This is a genomic window from Methylophaga nitratireducenticrescens (assembly GCF_000260985.4).
In the GTDB taxonomy this organism is placed as follows: Bacteria; Pseudomonadota; Gammaproteobacteria; order Nitrosococcales; family Methylophagaceae; genus Methylophaga; species Methylophaga nitratireducenticrescens.
On sequence record NC_017857.3, the window covers coordinates 461,671 to 475,241 of the forward strand.

General features: G+C 43.3%; 13 protein-coding genes. All 13 read left to right on the forward strand.

Going from position 1 to position 13,571, the window contains the following annotated elements; translation table 11 throughout:
* The first annotated feature begins 75 nt into the window (after positions 1-75).
* The 13 genes from pqqA to Q7A_RS02165 all read left to right on the forward strand — a co-directional run bounded on the left by pqqA (position 76) and on the right by Q7A_RS02165 (position 13,131).
* On the forward strand, positions 76-150 hold the full coding sequence (pqqA, locus tag Q7A_RS15700) for a pyrroloquinoline quinone precursor peptide PqqA (protein ID WP_084227491.1): 75 nt from the start codon (positions 76-78) through the stop codon (positions 148-150).
* Positions 151-242: 92 nt separating this feature from the next.
* Positions 243-521 carry a pyrroloquinoline quinone biosynthesis peptide chaperone PqqD gene (pqqD, locus tag Q7A_RS02110; protein ID WP_014705678.1) on the forward strand — a complete coding sequence of 93 codons (279 nt, stop codon included), beginning with the start codon at positions 243-245 and terminating at the stop codon, positions 519-521.
* Positions 490-1,650: a pyrroloquinoline quinone biosynthesis protein PqqE gene (gene pqqE, locus Q7A_RS02115; RefSeq protein WP_014705679.1), complete on the forward strand. Its 1,161-nt coding sequence runs from the start codon at positions 490-492 to the stop codon at positions 1,648-1,650. Before pqqD ends, pqqE begins: the two co-directional genes overlap by 32 nt.
* 118 nt (positions 1,651-1,768) lie before the next feature.
* Complete coding sequence (locus tag Q7A_RS02120) at positions 1,769-2,263, forward strand: urate hydroxylase PuuD (protein WP_041354243.1); 495 nt, start codon at positions 1,769-1,771, stop codon at positions 2,261-2,263.
* A 16-nt stretch (positions 2,264-2,279) separates the two neighbouring features.
* Positions 2,280-3,380 (forward strand): 3-phosphoserine/phosphohydroxythreonine transaminase, encoded by a 1,101-nt coding sequence (gene serC / locus Q7A_RS02125; protein ID WP_014705681.1) that lies wholly within the window; start codon positions 2,280-2,282, stop codon positions 3,378-3,380.
* A gap of 132 nt (positions 3,381-3,512) precedes the next feature.
* Complete coding sequence (locus Q7A_RS02130; protein WP_014705682.1) at positions 3,513-4,268, forward strand: beta/alpha barrel domain-containing protein; 756 nt, start codon at positions 3,513-3,515, stop codon at positions 4,266-4,268.
* A 112-nt stretch (positions 4,269-4,380) separates the two neighbouring features.
* Positions 4,381-5,142, forward strand: coding sequence for an IS5 family transposase (locus tag Q7A_RS02135; RefSeq protein ID WP_041354834.1), 762 nt, complete (start codon positions 4,381-4,383; stop codon positions 5,140-5,142).
* A 261-nt stretch (positions 5,143-5,403) separates the two neighbouring features.
* Positions 5,404-7,566, forward strand: a complete 2,163-nt coding sequence (gene nosR, locus Q7A_RS02140) for a transcriptional regulator NosR (RefSeq protein ID WP_014705684.1) — start codon at positions 5,404-5,406, stop codon at positions 7,564-7,566.
* A 42-nt stretch (positions 7,567-7,608) separates the two neighbouring features.
* On the forward strand, positions 7,609-9,525 hold the full coding sequence (gene nosZ, locus Q7A_RS02145; RefSeq protein ID WP_044326370.1) for a TAT-dependent nitrous-oxide reductase: 1,917 nt from the start codon (positions 7,609-7,611) through the stop codon (positions 9,523-9,525).
* Between the two features lie 192 nt (positions 9,526-9,717).
* Positions 9,718-10,896, forward strand: a complete 1,179-nt coding sequence (locus tag Q7A_RS02150) for a nitrous oxide reductase family maturation protein NosD (protein WP_202971547.1) — start codon at positions 9,718-9,720, stop codon at positions 10,894-10,896.
* Positions 10,893-11,792 (forward strand): ABC transporter ATP-binding protein, encoded by a 900-nt coding sequence (locus Q7A_RS02155; RefSeq protein WP_014705686.1) that lies wholly within the window; start codon positions 10,893-10,895, stop codon positions 11,790-11,792. Before Q7A_RS02150 ends, Q7A_RS02155 begins: the two co-directional genes overlap by 4 nt.
* Positions 11,792-12,622 (forward strand): ABC transporter permease subunit, encoded by an 831-nt coding sequence (locus Q7A_RS02160; protein ID WP_014705687.1) that lies wholly within the window; start codon positions 11,792-11,794, stop codon positions 12,620-12,622. The genes Q7A_RS02155 and Q7A_RS02160 overlap by 1 nt, the downstream gene beginning before the upstream one ends.
* On the forward strand, positions 12,619-13,131 hold the full coding sequence (locus Q7A_RS02165; RefSeq protein WP_014705688.1) for a nitrous oxide reductase accessory protein NosL: 513 nt from the start codon (positions 12,619-12,621) through the stop codon (positions 13,129-13,131). Before Q7A_RS02160 ends, Q7A_RS02165 begins: the two co-directional genes overlap by 4 nt.
* The last annotated feature ends 440 nt before the right edge of the window (positions 13,132-13,571 follow it).

A 13,571-nucleotide genomic window follows, 5' to 3' on the forward strand; every position in this document is an offset into this window, starting at 1 on the left:
CTTATGACAACAGAGTATGGTTAACTCCACTGGCTGAATCGTCAGGCAGTAATTACTTAAATGAGGAGATTTACTATGCAATGGAAAGATCCAGCATATTGTGATTTACGCTTAGGCTTTGAAGTTACAGCGTATGTTTTTGTTCGTTAATTAAACTTATAAACAGTGAGAGAGTGGAAACAATCACTCTCTCTCTGTTTATAACAAATCATATATTGAAATATATAAATTGGATTTGTTACATGGTTAAAAATATAACGCCGGAAAATATTGTTGAATTAGCACCACTCTACCTGTTTCGATGGGAAGAACCACAGCAGGCCCATATCCTGCTCTATCCTGAGGGTGTGGTAAAGCTCAATGAAACGGGGGCGGCAATAATAAAGCATTGTGATGGCACCCATACGGTTAAAGAAATCAGCACACTGTTAAGTGATCTCTATACCACTGATGTCAGTGAAAGTGTTCAAAAATTTTTGGAGGTGTCCTATGCCAAAGGATGGATCAGAATCAAGTCTTGATCATTCAGAATTAACGCTGGATGGTTTAGGGATACCGATGTGGCTCACGCTAGAGCTGACCTATCGCTGTCCTTTACATTGCCCTTGGTGCAGCAACCCTTTGAATTTCGATAAATTCAAAAATGAGCTTTCAACAGAAGAGTGGAAAAAAGTTCTACGTGACGGCCGAAAAATGGGGGCATTACAGCTGGGATTTACCGGTGGTGAGCCTATGCTGCGAGATGATATTGAAGAACTCGTTAGAGAAGCAGATGGGCTCGGGTATTACACTAACTTGATTACCTCAGGCGTTGGTTTGACGCCCGAACGTTTGAAGGCATTGAAAGCCGGCGGACTCAAGCAGATACAGCTTAGCGTGCAATCCAGTGATCGCGAGTTATCACACCAATTAGTTGGTGTTGATGTTTTCGATCAAAAAATGGCGGTAGCAGAAAATATTAAAGCCGAAGGGTTCCCTATGGTTTTAAATATCCCTATCTGTAAACAAAACATTGATCAAACACGCGCTATGCTGGAAATGGCCGAAAGGCTTGAGGTTGAATATATCGAATTTGCCAATATTCAATATTACAACTGGGCATTATTGAATCGCGATGAGTTTCTGCCTTCTCTCGACCAGTTAAAAGCTGCCGAAGCTGTTGTTGCAGAATATCGCGAACGGCTTGGCAACAAAATGCAAATTTATTTTGTTATTCCCGATTACTTTGATGATCGTCCAAAAGCCTGTATGAATGGTTGGGGAAATATTCATTTGACCATCGGACCGGATGGTGCTGCTCTTCCCTGTCAGGAAGCGCGCGTAATCAAAGGACTTGAATTCCCCAATGTCCGGGATGAGTCTTTGGATTGGATCTGGAATAACTCTCCAGTATTTAATGCTTATCGTGGCGATGACTGGATGAAAGATCCGTGTAAAAGCTGTGATGAAAAAGAACAGGATCATGGTGGTTGCCGATGCCAGGCTTTTCTGCTGACAGGTGATGCTGCTAACACAGATCCTGTGTGTTCTAAATCACCGATGCACGATGTTGTTGGATCTTGTGTAGCCAACTCCACCAATCCCCATAGAGTTGAAAAACCACTGGTTTTCCGTAAAAAGGGTGCAATCTCAACCGATTTTCTTCGATAAAAGCTTATGCCGGGCTCATAACTGATTGATGGTCGCATCATGTTGTTATGGGCCTATCACGATACTTTTTTGTTTACCGAAACGATTACGGTAATAATTTTTGACGCATGGAGTTCTGATGACACTTACTGCATCTATAGATCTTTTCGCCAGATGGCTACATCTGATGGGCATACTTGTATGGATGGGCCATAATTATGCCAATGTGATCCAAAATCCTCGGTTTAAACCGGCACAACCCAGCGACCCTGGATCAATGCTGGCCGCAATGCAACGCGAACACGGCACTTTCCGTTATGCCTCACTGGTAGTCTTGGCTACAGGCGTTTATATGCTGTGGTATAGAGGCTTATTAATGGATGCTTTAACGCTATCAGATTCAGCTTTATACATTGGCATAGGGGTCTGGTTGGGAATTATCATGGTTCTCAATTTATGGTTTGTTCTTTGGCCACATCAGAAAAAAGTTCTTGGTTTTGTTCCTGCTGAGGATAATGAGCGTATTCGTTGTTCTCGCATCACTTTTCTATCCTCTAGAACAAACTCTGTCCTTTCAGTGTTCACCTTGTTTTTCATGATTGCCGGTGCTCACGGATTAATTTTGTTTTCCTAAGCAGAGCTATCTCACTATGTATAATTTTTCTGCTGGCCCGGCTCAGCTTCCCAAAGAAATATTAAATAAGGCTAAAGAAGATCTGCTGGATTGGCATGGCTCTGGTATGTCAGTAATGGAGATGCCCTTTACCTCGGATGAATATAAAGCTATCAGTGAGAGAGCCCACAACGATCTGCGTAAATTGATAAACCTGCCGGATGATTATCATATTTTGTTTCTACAAGGTGGGGCTTATGCCCATTTTGCCCTTGTCGCTATGAATTTATTGGGTCAGAAACAAACCGCTGATTACATACAGACGGGTCATTGGTCGACACGAGCGTTGAATGAAGCCAGACGGTATGGCGATATCAATATAGCCGCCAGTTCTGTGTCTTCAGGTTTTAACCGCATTCCTCCCTATGAGCAGTGGCAACTGAACCCGGAGGCGGCATATTGTCATATCACCACCAATGAGACCGCTAACGGGGTTCAGTTTCATGATATTCCCAAGCTACCCATCCCTCTGGTGGCAGATGTCACTTCTGATTTTTTGACCCGCCAATTGGACGTTTCACAATTTGGTCTTATCTATGCCAGTGCTCAGAAAAATATTGGACCAACGGGATTAACGATCGTCATTATCCACAACACGCTATTGAATCAAGCAATGGAAATGGTGCCGACAGTCTTTAACTATGGCCGTCAGGCAAGCAACAACGGGCGAGTTAATACTCCACCGACTTACAGCGTCTATATCGCCGGATTGATGTTCTCATGGCTGCTAGAGCAAGGTGGAATAAAAGCAATAGAACAAGCCAATCAGCATAAAGCTCAGCGACTTTACGAATTCATCGACAATAACAGTTTTTATCAATGCTCTGTTGATCCATCTGCACGCTCTATCGTCAATGTTTGTTTTGAATTAACCGATATGAGCCGGACAGAAGACTTTCTCAGTGAGGCGAGTAAAAAAGGCTTTGTTAACCTAAAAGGGCATGGCATTCGAGGCGGAGTTCGGGTCAGCCTTTATAATGCAATGCCCATTGAGGGTGTTGATGCTTTGGTTGCTTTTATGAAAACTTATTCGGCCAGCCAATCCCAAACACGGTTGAAAAAATCTTTCCATGGATAACAGATCATAGATCAGATGGCGGCGAACTATACAAGTTATCAATACAAACGAGCCTATTTAATCGCACATATACTTAGCCGGATAAACAGGTTTTTTCCACATTCACCGCTATCGTCCGCAACTGTAGAAATAATGGGGATACGTTTTCCTAATTCGGTGGGACTTGCCGCTGGCTTTGACCGGTATGCCAGATTTTTGCCTTATACTCAACGGGTAGGCTTTGGCTTTATTGAAATTGGCACTATTAATGTAAATGCGTCAAAAACGCCTGACAGTGCCGTCCTGGCAACATTAGATAACCTGAAAAAAGCTACGAAGTACTCCAAAAACAGTGTGCAACGCCGGGGAATCAGTCTGGGCAGTCTTCACGATGGATTAACGAAACAAACGGAAGCCGACTTTGCAAACGGCATGATGTTATTTTGGCCGTACGCGGATTACCTTGTCATTAATTTGAGCCGACCGAATAGCCCCACACGAAATCCTTCTCTTGAACCCAAAGCGTTAACGTCATTTTTAACTAATATCAAGCGCGATCACAGCCAATTTGCTTCGGAATTTCGCCGTTACGTGCCGATCGTGGCAAAAGTTGCTATCGACCACGAGTGTAATGAGCATATTCCTGAAATCCTGTTATCGTTAAAAGCGCAGCAGTTTGATGGTGCAGTAATTGCTTTTGAGAATTGGCCAGATATCAGTCGGGTAGCAGACTATGTGAGTCAATTAAAATCGACGAATGAAGATTTTCCATTAATTGTCGTTGGAGGCATACGATCTTGCGATGATATTGAGCAATTGATGGCAGCTGGCGCATCCCTGGTCCAGGTTTTTAGTAGCTTGATAACGCAAGGTCCATTACGAATGCAAAAAATGATTTCAAATTATTGAACAAAACCATGAATAACCTTAGGGCTTGTTGATCTTTGATGGTTATTTTTTGAGCAGCATGGTGACTCGGTATAATGCGTTTCACAACAAACAAAAATTACACCAAATCACCATGCCAAGACTTATGTTAACCGACCAACGGTGGCAAACGCTATCCAGACTGATGTATCAAAGTGGCCGTATCTACAACAAACCCGAGCACAGAATGACGCTCGAAGGGATCTTGTACCGAATGCGAACCGGCTGCCCTTGGCGGGATTTACCCCGAGAGTTTGGGCAATGGAGTACCGTTTTCCGACGATTTAACTTATGGTCGAAGAAAGGTCTATTGGAAAGGCTATTTAAAGCATTATCGCGCAGCACGGACATGGAATGGTTGTTCATTGATGGCAGTATCGTCAAAGCCCACCAACATAGCTCTGGCGCAGCCTCTCCCAAAGGTGAAGCGATAGGTCAAAGCCGGGGCGACCATTCCACCAAAATCCATTTGGCGGTGGGGAGTTATGGTCTGCCAGTCCATGTCGAGTTATCAGGCGGTCAGGTCAATGATATCGTCCATGCTCAAAGCCTGATGGATGCCGTTTGCGCCGCTGACAAGGTGATTGCTGACAAAGGCTATGATAGTGAAGTCTTCAGGAATGAAATCGAAAGGCAAGGCGTAAAACCAGTCATTCCTCGACGTAAACATAGCCGTGTTGGCAATGAAAACATGGACTGGAGTTTGTATCGGTATCGACATCTGGTTGAGAATGCCTTTGCCAGAATCAAGCATTTCCGGGCGATTGCAACGCGTTACGAGAAGCTCGAACGGAATTATTACAGCATGCTCATGCTGGCGTTTACTATGATGTGGCTGCCAATGTGGGTTGATTAATTTTTGTACAGCAAAGATCAATAGCGGCTAGTAAAATAATCCTCCATGGATTCCTGACTTTTAACGCTGTGTTCACAAAATGTTCAGGTATCAAAATTTATTCAACCAATCGCTTTACTAACCGTATGTTTATTGCAGCTGGATTTAGCGAATTGATATAAGGAATACACTTTACTTTGATTTTTATCTTCATCAAACAATCAGGAGGGTAAAAGTGTTTTTTTGTGTAATTTTGTCGAAGAAAACGAGTAGAATAGCGCTATGCTGAAAAAGATTTTTTTATGGTCGAATCGTAACTTTTTGCAACGGGTTCTGTTGTTATTACTGATCTTCCCCAGTTTTGCTTATTCGATGGTCCCGGTCAATTTTGATGAGCAGACAGCAACCCTCAAAGAAGCTTTTCCATCAGCAACAAAAATCAGCGATAAAATCCCTTTCGCACATAAACAGCCCGAAATAAGAACCATTTATCAAGGTGAAGAAATTATAGGTTATGCCTTTGAAACTGTTGATGTGGTGGATGTGGCTGCTTACTCCGGTAAGCCAGTTAATCTACTGGTGGCCATAGATACCAAAGGCGAAATCAAAGTTGCTCGGGTGCTTGAGCATCATGAGCCAATTCTGCTGATAGGTATACCCGAGCAGCAGCTTTTTGACTTTGCCGATCAACTAGTTGGTATGGATGTCAAGGACCATGTCATTGTTGGTCGTTCCGGTATAGAGAATGCTCACAGCATAGATTCCATCTCTGGAGCAACGGTCACGGTGATGGTGGTCAATGAAGTTGTCATGCGTTCAGCCCGAAAAGTTGCCAGTCTGCTCAATATCGGTGGCATAACTGATAAAGTAACAAAGCAAGCGGCCTCTATTAACGAGGATGTTTTTAATGAAGCCGACTGGCCCCAATTAACCGGTGATGGTTCTATACGGCGTCTTCAGCTGAGTTATGGTGATATCGATAAGGCCTTTGAAGGCACCAGAGCGGCTTTCAAAGGTAAAGCAAATGCAGCTGAACGGGAGCAAAAAAACTTTATAGACCTGTATTACACCCTTTTGGACATTCCGACCGTAGGCAGAAACGTGCTGGGTGAGGATCAATATAATTGGCTAGTCAGTGAACTTAACCCCGGAGACCATGCCATTGCTGTTTTTGGCAAAGGGGATTATTCATTCAAGGGAACCGGTTACGTTAGAGGCGGTATTTTTGACCGGATTCAACTCCAGCAGGATGATAAATCCATTATGTTTCGCGATAGCGATTTTTACCGGCTCAGTGATGTTTATTTGCAAGGGATGCCGAGTTTTTCCGAAATGGCTATTTTTATTATCCGTGATTCTTATGAGTTTGAACTCAGCCAAAACTGGCAACTCGAATTACTGGTTCGCCGTCAGGTAGGTGCGCTGGACGGCGTTTTTACTCGTTTTTCCGGTGATTATAGCGTCCCTGAAAAATATCTTGAAAAACCACCAATGGAAATAACTGAAGCCCAGGATGAAGCTTTATGGGTGTCTGTCTGGCGTAATAAGGTTTTTCAGATAACCGTGCTTGGTATCAGCTTATTCATGTTGTTCAGTGTGATCGTGATGCAGGATGTTTTGGTCAAGTATCCTCGATTTTTCCGCTGGTTCCGTCTGAGTTTTCTGGTGTATACCCTGTTTTTTATCGGTTGGTACACACTGGGGCAGTTGTCGATTGTCAATGTGTTCACTTTCGTTCATTCCCTGGTGAATGGTTTCAAATGGGATACTTTTCTGCTTGATCCGATCATGTTTATTTTATGGAGCTTTGTCGCCGTCACATTGTTGTTATGGGGGCGTGGAATTTTTTGTGGCTGGCTCTGTCCGTTTGGTGCATTACAGGAACTCATAAGTGAAATAGCACGTAAATTGCGGGTGCGTCAGTTTGAATTACCTTTTGCCGTCCACGAGCGGTTATGGGCACTGAAATATCTGATCTTGTTGCTTTTGTTTGCCATTTCGCTGGAATCGATGAGCGATGCCGAGCGCTATGCTGAAGTTGAGCCCTTTAAAACCGTAATTATGCTCAAATTTCAACGTGAATGGGCTTACGTTTTCTATGCGGCAGTTTTACTAATCATCTCAGCGTTCACTCATAAAGCCTACTGTCGTTATATTTGTCCTTTGGGGGCGGCATTAGCTATTCCTTCACGGTTTCGTCTGTTTGATTGGCTTAAACGTCGCAAGGAGTGTGGTACTCAGTGTCAAATCTGTGCAAACGAGTGTGAAATTCAAGCGATCCATCCCAGCGGTAAAATTAATGCCAATGAATGTCATTGGTGTCTGGATTGTCAGGTCACTTATCACAACGAAACAAAATGCCCTCCTTTAATTAAGCGATATAACAAACGCCACAAAATGGAAAAAGGGTTTATCCCTATTACTATTGCAGCAGAAAAGAAATAAACTGAAGTCAATAAACTTGTATACCTGATCAGGAGTAGAAAGATGATAGACAAAAAAGATAACAATCTTCCGAAGATTGATACGGAAGATAGTCATGCCAGTGAGCATGTCAAAATGAGTCGAAGGTTATTTCTTGGATCCTCTACTGCAGTAGCAGGTGCTGTAGGTGCATTGGGAGCTGGCATCGGTTCAGTGTTCTCAGGTTCTACAATGGCTGATACACAAAATAATGGTGCTGGACATCATACCATTGGCCCTGGTGAGCTGGATGAATACTACGGTTTCTGGAGTGGTGGTCATCAGGGCGAGGTTCGGGTGCTTGGGGTTCCCTCAATGCGTGAACTGATGCGGATACCAGTGTTCAACATAGATTCAGCGACTGGTTGGGGGTTAACTAATGAGAGTAAAGAGATACTGGGTGATCAACTGTATCAAAATGGCGATTGTCATCATCCACATATTTCCCTAACGGACGGTCGTTATGACGGTAAGTATCTTTTCATTAATGATAAGGCAAATACCCGGGTAGCCAGAATCCGTCTGGATATTATGAAAACGGACCGTATTGTTCACGTTCCAAATGTCCAGGCTATTCATGGCTTGAGACTGCAGAAAGTACCCCATACAAAATATGTATTTTGTAATGCTGAGTTTCTAATTCCACATCCTAACGATGGTAGCGAATTTACACTGGAAAATAGCTATACGATGTTCAACGCCATTGACGCTGAAACCATGGAGGTAGCATGGCAAGTTATAGTTGATGGTAATCTGGATAATATGGATGCAGACTATACTGGAAAATATGCCGCATCGACCTGTTATAACTCCGAAAAAGCCCTGGATTTAGCTGGCACAATGCGTAATGAGCGTGACTGGGTAGTCGTCTTTAATATCGAACGGATCGAAGCTGCTGTCAACGCAGGTAATTTCAAAACTATCGGAGATTCAAAAGTGCCAGTTGTGGATGGTCGCAAAGGGAGCGAGTTGACACGCTATATTCCGGTGCCAAAAAATCCGCATGGTCTCAACACTTCGCCTGATGGTAAATATTTTATTGCAAATGGTAAATTGTCTCCGACCTGTTCAATTATTGCGACTGACAGATTGGACGATTTGTTCGATGATAAAATTTCTGAGCGTGATCCGATTATTGGTGAACCAGAGCTTGGACTTGGCCCGCTACATACTACGTTTGATGGACGGGGTAATGCTTACACCACGCTGTTTATTGATAGCCAAGTTGTGAAATGGAACATCGAAGACGCAATCAAACATTATCAAGGCGAAGATGTTAGCTATATCCGTCAGAAGTTGGATGTACACTATCAGCCCGGACATAACCATGCTTCATTGACCGAATCACGTGATGCAGACGGAAAATGGATGGTGGTTTTATCCAAATTCTCCAAAGACCGTTTTCTGCCAGTCGGGCCGTTACATCCAGAAAATGATCAGTTGATTGATATTTCTGGCGATGAAATGAAGCTTGTACATGATGGTCCTACATACGCTGAACCACATGACTGCATTCTGGTACGCCGGGATCAAATCAAGACAAAAAAAATCTGGGATCCACAAGATCCATTTTTTGCCAGCGCACGCAAACAAGCTGAGAAAGATGGCGTCGAACTTGAATTTGATAATACGGTTATCCGTGATGGAAACAAGGTACGTGTTTATATGACATCTGTTGCTCCAGTGTTTGGGCTGAATGAATTCAAGGTTAAGCAGGGAGATGAAGTAACGGTTTATGTCAGCAATCGTGAGATGGTTGAAGATGTTACGCATGGTTTTTGTATGGTGAACCATGGCGTAAATATGGAGATCAGTCCGCAACAGACCTCTTCAATAACCTTTATTGCGTCAAAACCAGGGGTTCATTGGTACTATTGTTCATGGTTCTGCCATGCCATGCATATGGAAATGACTGGACGCATGATCGTCGAAAAGGTTTAAGAAAACCGTGGACGGAAAGTTATTTCCGTCCACTCTTTGCTCAATTAGCTACTGGTATACGAATATAACAAGAGGATCTTTGTGGTTAATTTAAAGCGGCGACATTTCAAGGGATGCCAAAGCTTTCATTATTTATTAGCGGCACTTTGTTTTTTTGTTTCCTTCGACTCAAATGCTGAGTTGCAGACAAACTTGGATCAGATCGAACCGGGAGGAACCATTACCTTGCCTGCGGGAGAAATATCCTCTATGGTTCTGCGCGTTCCGAATGTGACGGTATCATGTGATAAAAATACGGTTATTGATGCAGAAGGTCAGGGCCATGCTGTTGAAATTCTCGCTGCTGGAATTTCGTTCAGTGATTGTCAAATTCGCAATTGGGGGCAGGATCTCACCAAGTTAGACGCGGGAATTTTTGTATCCCGTCAAGCGACAGGATCAGTTATTCATAATAATCGTCTGACAGGGCCAGCTTTTGGAATCTGGGTGGATGCAACGGCTGACGTGGTTGTGCGAAACAATTATATTCAGGGAGATGCCGGGATACGCTCTCAAGATCGGGGAAATGGTATTCATCTTTTTAATACTTCCGGCGCTCTCATTGAAGAAAACAAAATCATCCAGACCCGGGATGGCATTTATATTGAAGCTGCAAACAACAACACTATACGCAACAACCTGATGACATCATTACGCTATGGTATTCATTACATGTATTCCATGGATAATTTATTGGAAAATAATATCACTCGAAATACTCGTACGGGCTATGCCTTGATGCAAAGTAAACGGCTGAGGGTTATCGGGAACCGCTCTGAGAATGATGAGAATTACGGTATTTTGCTGAATTTTATCACCGACTCAATTTTTCTTAACAACGTGGTTGAAGGTGTTTCTCAAGGGCAGACCGCTGGATTGGATATTTCCGGTGCAGAAGGTAAGGGACTATTTGTTTATAACTCTTTGTATAACCGCTTCGAAAGCAATTTTTTTGTCGACAACAATATTGGAATCCATCTGACAGCTGGATCGGAAGATAATAAATTCAAAAATAACGCTTTTATCAATAACACTAATCAAGTGAAATATGTCTCTAATCGGCTGCAGGAGTGGTCAACAGATGGTGTTGGTAACTATTGGAGTGATTATCTTGGCTGGGATTTAAATAAAGATGATATTGGCGATACGGCATATGAACCCAATGACGGTATTGATCGTTTGTTATGGAAATATCCTGACGCCAAATTACTGATCAACAGCCCATCGGTTATGTTGTTGCGCTGGGTGCAAAAACAGTTTCCGATATTGAAATCTCCCGGTGTCAAAGATAGTCATCCATTAATGACTTTACCCGCTGAGCTCACGCCATGATTATTGTTGATTTATCACAAGTGGAAAAACATTACCGTGGTGTACACGCTCTGCAACAACTTGATTTGCAGATCCAGCAGGGCGAAATATTAGGCCTTTTCGGTCATAACGGTGCTGGTAAAACGACAACCATTAAATTGATCTTAGGCCTGATCAAACCTAGCCAGGGTGAAGTACGGGTATTTGATAAAAATCCCGCTGGCAGTCACGCCTATCAGATACGCCGTCAACTCGGTTTTTTGCAGGAAAATGTCAGTTTTTATCAGCAAATGACTGGATTGGAAGTGCTGAATTATTTTGCAAAATTAAAAGGTTGCACAGCGAGACAGCCCCGTGATTTGTTGGCACAAGTTGGGCTGGAACAGGCAGCAGATCGCCGAGTAAAAACCTACTCAAAAGGTATGTGTCAGCGTTTAGGGCTTGCACAAGCCTTGCTGGGTGCACCAAAACTATTATTATTAGATGAACCTACGGTTGGACTGGATCCGCTCGCCACACGCGATTTTTACAGCAGTATTGACGCTTTAAAACAAGCGGGTAGCACCATTGTGCTATGTTCACACCTGTTGGCTGGAGTTGAGAAGGTCATTGATCGGGCTTTGATTTTAAAACAAGGACGCGCATTGGCTGCCGGCAGCCTAAGTGAACTACGCCAACAGGCTGATTTACCAGTAAATATTGAACTCCAGGGTCAAGGTCTGCAACTTCCACAAAATCTATTCGCTGACTTTCATCGTACTGAAAAGGGGATTGAATGCCAGATCAGTCAGCAACAGAAAATGCATTTATTACCACAACTGCTTTCGCTGCCAGGACTAGAAAACATCGAGATCCATATGCCTTCTCTGGATGATGTGTACGCGCATTTTAATCAACCTTCTTCTGGAACCGTCTGATGTCAAACGTATTGTTAACCGTTGCAGGCAAGGAGTTTCGTGATGGCCTTCGCAATCGCTGGGTGGTATCCATTAGCCTTATTTTTGCCATTCTTGCCACGGGATTGGCTTATTTTGGCTCCGCAGCCTCTGGGCAGGCCGGATTTTCTTCGCTTTCTGCCACTTTGGTCAGTCTCGCCACCCTTGCAGTGTTTCTTATCCCATTAATTGCTCTCATGCTTGCGTATGACAGTGTCGTTGGCGAAGATGAACAAGGCACCTTATTATTGTTAATGACTTATCCGATGAAACGCTGGCAGTTTATTGCGGGTAAAATGCTTGGACACGGAATGATCCTGGCATGTGCCAGCATTACAGGGTTTGGTTTGTCAGCGTTAGTGACAGGACTTTTTTCCGATAACACCTCTTGGTCAGAGTTGTTTGATGCCTATGTTTTTTTTATTCTTTTTTCGGTCTTGTTGGGATGGATATTTATTGCATTTGCTTATGTTATTAGTGTGACGGTTACTGAAAAATCGAAAGCTGCGGGGCTCGCATTAATCGTCTGGTTTAGTGTCGTCTTGATGTTTGATTTGATGTTACTGGGGTTGCTGGTGACGACCGAAGGCAATGTCAATGCGGAGATGTTTCCCTATCTATTGCTACTCAATCCAACTGATATCTATCGCTTAGCAATTATTCAGTATTTTGCCGACCAACAGCTAAGCGGACTGATGGCCGTGGCACAACAGGCGCAATTCACTACCCGCATATTGTTTTGCGGAATGGTGGTTTGGCTGTTGATTCCGTTACTGTATACCTTGTTCAAGTTTAATAAGAGAACATTATGACGCTAAGCAAAAAAATACGACCGTTAATGGTGGCGATAGTTTTGATTATCACTGCCTGTGGTGAATCACCTTCAGAACTTACATTGGTTCAGCACGCTGTCAAAGTCGAAAGCGGTGATGAGTGTCATCAATGTGGCATGATTATCAAGCACTTCCCTGGACCAAAAGGACAGTTGTATCAGCGCGGCACTGAGCAAGTGCTGAAGTTTTGCTCTACTCGCGATATGTTTGCCTATTTACTGGATCCGGAACATCAGCACGCCATACAAACAGTATATGTTCATGATATGGCTCAAACATCATGGGATGCCCCAGATGATGAGTTCTATATTGATGCCCGCCAAGCGTGGTTTGTTATTGGTCATCGTCAACAAGGGGCAATGGGGCCGACCTTGGCCAGTTTTGCGGAAAAAGAAATTGCCAACAGGTTTGCTAAAGAATACGGCGGCACAGTGCTGGCTTTCGAGGCGATAACACAAGCAAAAATATCTGGTCGAGAGACCAAATAGAGAAAAAATGAAGAAAGTGTAAGAACAGATTAACGCTCTTTCCACAGGGGATTAAATTAATAACAGTTGATGTTCTGTTTTTTTAGCCTATATCGGGATTGTTTATCTTTCATATCCTCCAACGCTGCTGACGGCTATTTTTGTGTTTGATGAGGCGCTAAGCAGGAAGTTTAGCCTTCAGTCTGGAACTCGTTTGAACGATTTATAAATACAGAGATGTGTTTCATCAACGCAGTGGGTTGCGAAAACAGTCTCAACTTTACAGGATGTGATTGAAACCCAACCAAATCAGCAAACAGAGAGAAAAGATGGCGAGCTGTCTTAGGGGTTCTCTATCCATGGGGCTTATGCCTGAAAATATTTAGTTGCAGACTGCAAAGGCTATTTACTGACGTTTTTGTAATCATTCTAAACAAGTTAATACCTTAACCACATGGAAC

Bases quoted from the DNA above. Each gene is read 5' to 3' on its own strand.
- pqqD (WP_014705678.1), top strand. From the start codon at position 243: ATGGTTAAAAATATAACGCCGGAAAATATTGTTGAATTAGCACCACTC.
- pqqE (WP_014705679.1), top strand. From the start codon at position 490: ATGCCAAAGGATGGATCAGAATCAAGTCTTGATCATTCAGAATTAACG.
- Q7A_RS02120 (WP_041354243.1), top strand. From the start codon at position 1,769: ATGACACTTACTGCATCTATAGATCTTTTCGCCAGATGGCTACATCTG.
- serC (WP_014705681.1), top strand. From the start codon at position 2,280: ATGTATAATTTTTCTGCTGGCCCGGCTCAGCTTCCCAAAGAAATATTA.
- Q7A_RS02130 (WP_014705682.1), top strand. From the start codon at position 3,513: ATGGGGATACGTTTTCCTAATTCGGTGGGACTTGCCGCTGGCTTTGAC.
- Q7A_RS02135 (WP_041354834.1), top strand. From the start codon at position 4,381: ATGCCAAGACTTATGTTAACCGACCAACGGTGGCAAACGCTATCCAGA.
- nosR (WP_014705684.1), top strand. From the start codon at position 5,404: ATGCTGAAAAAGATTTTTTTATGGTCGAATCGTAACTTTTTGCAACGG.
- nosZ (WP_044326370.1), top strand. From the start codon at position 7,609: ATGATAGACAAAAAAGATAACAATCTTCCGAAGATTGATACGGAAGAT.
- Q7A_RS02155 (WP_014705686.1), top strand. From the start codon at position 10,893: ATGATTATTGTTGATTTATCACAAGTGGAAAAACATTACCGTGGTGTA.
- Q7A_RS02160 (WP_014705687.1), top strand. From the start codon at position 11,792: ATGTCAAACGTATTGTTAACCGTTGCAGGCAAGGAGTTTCGTGATGGC.
- Q7A_RS02165 (WP_014705688.1), top strand. From the start codon at position 12,619: ATGACGCTAAGCAAAAAAATACGACCGTTAATGGTGGCGATAGTTTTG.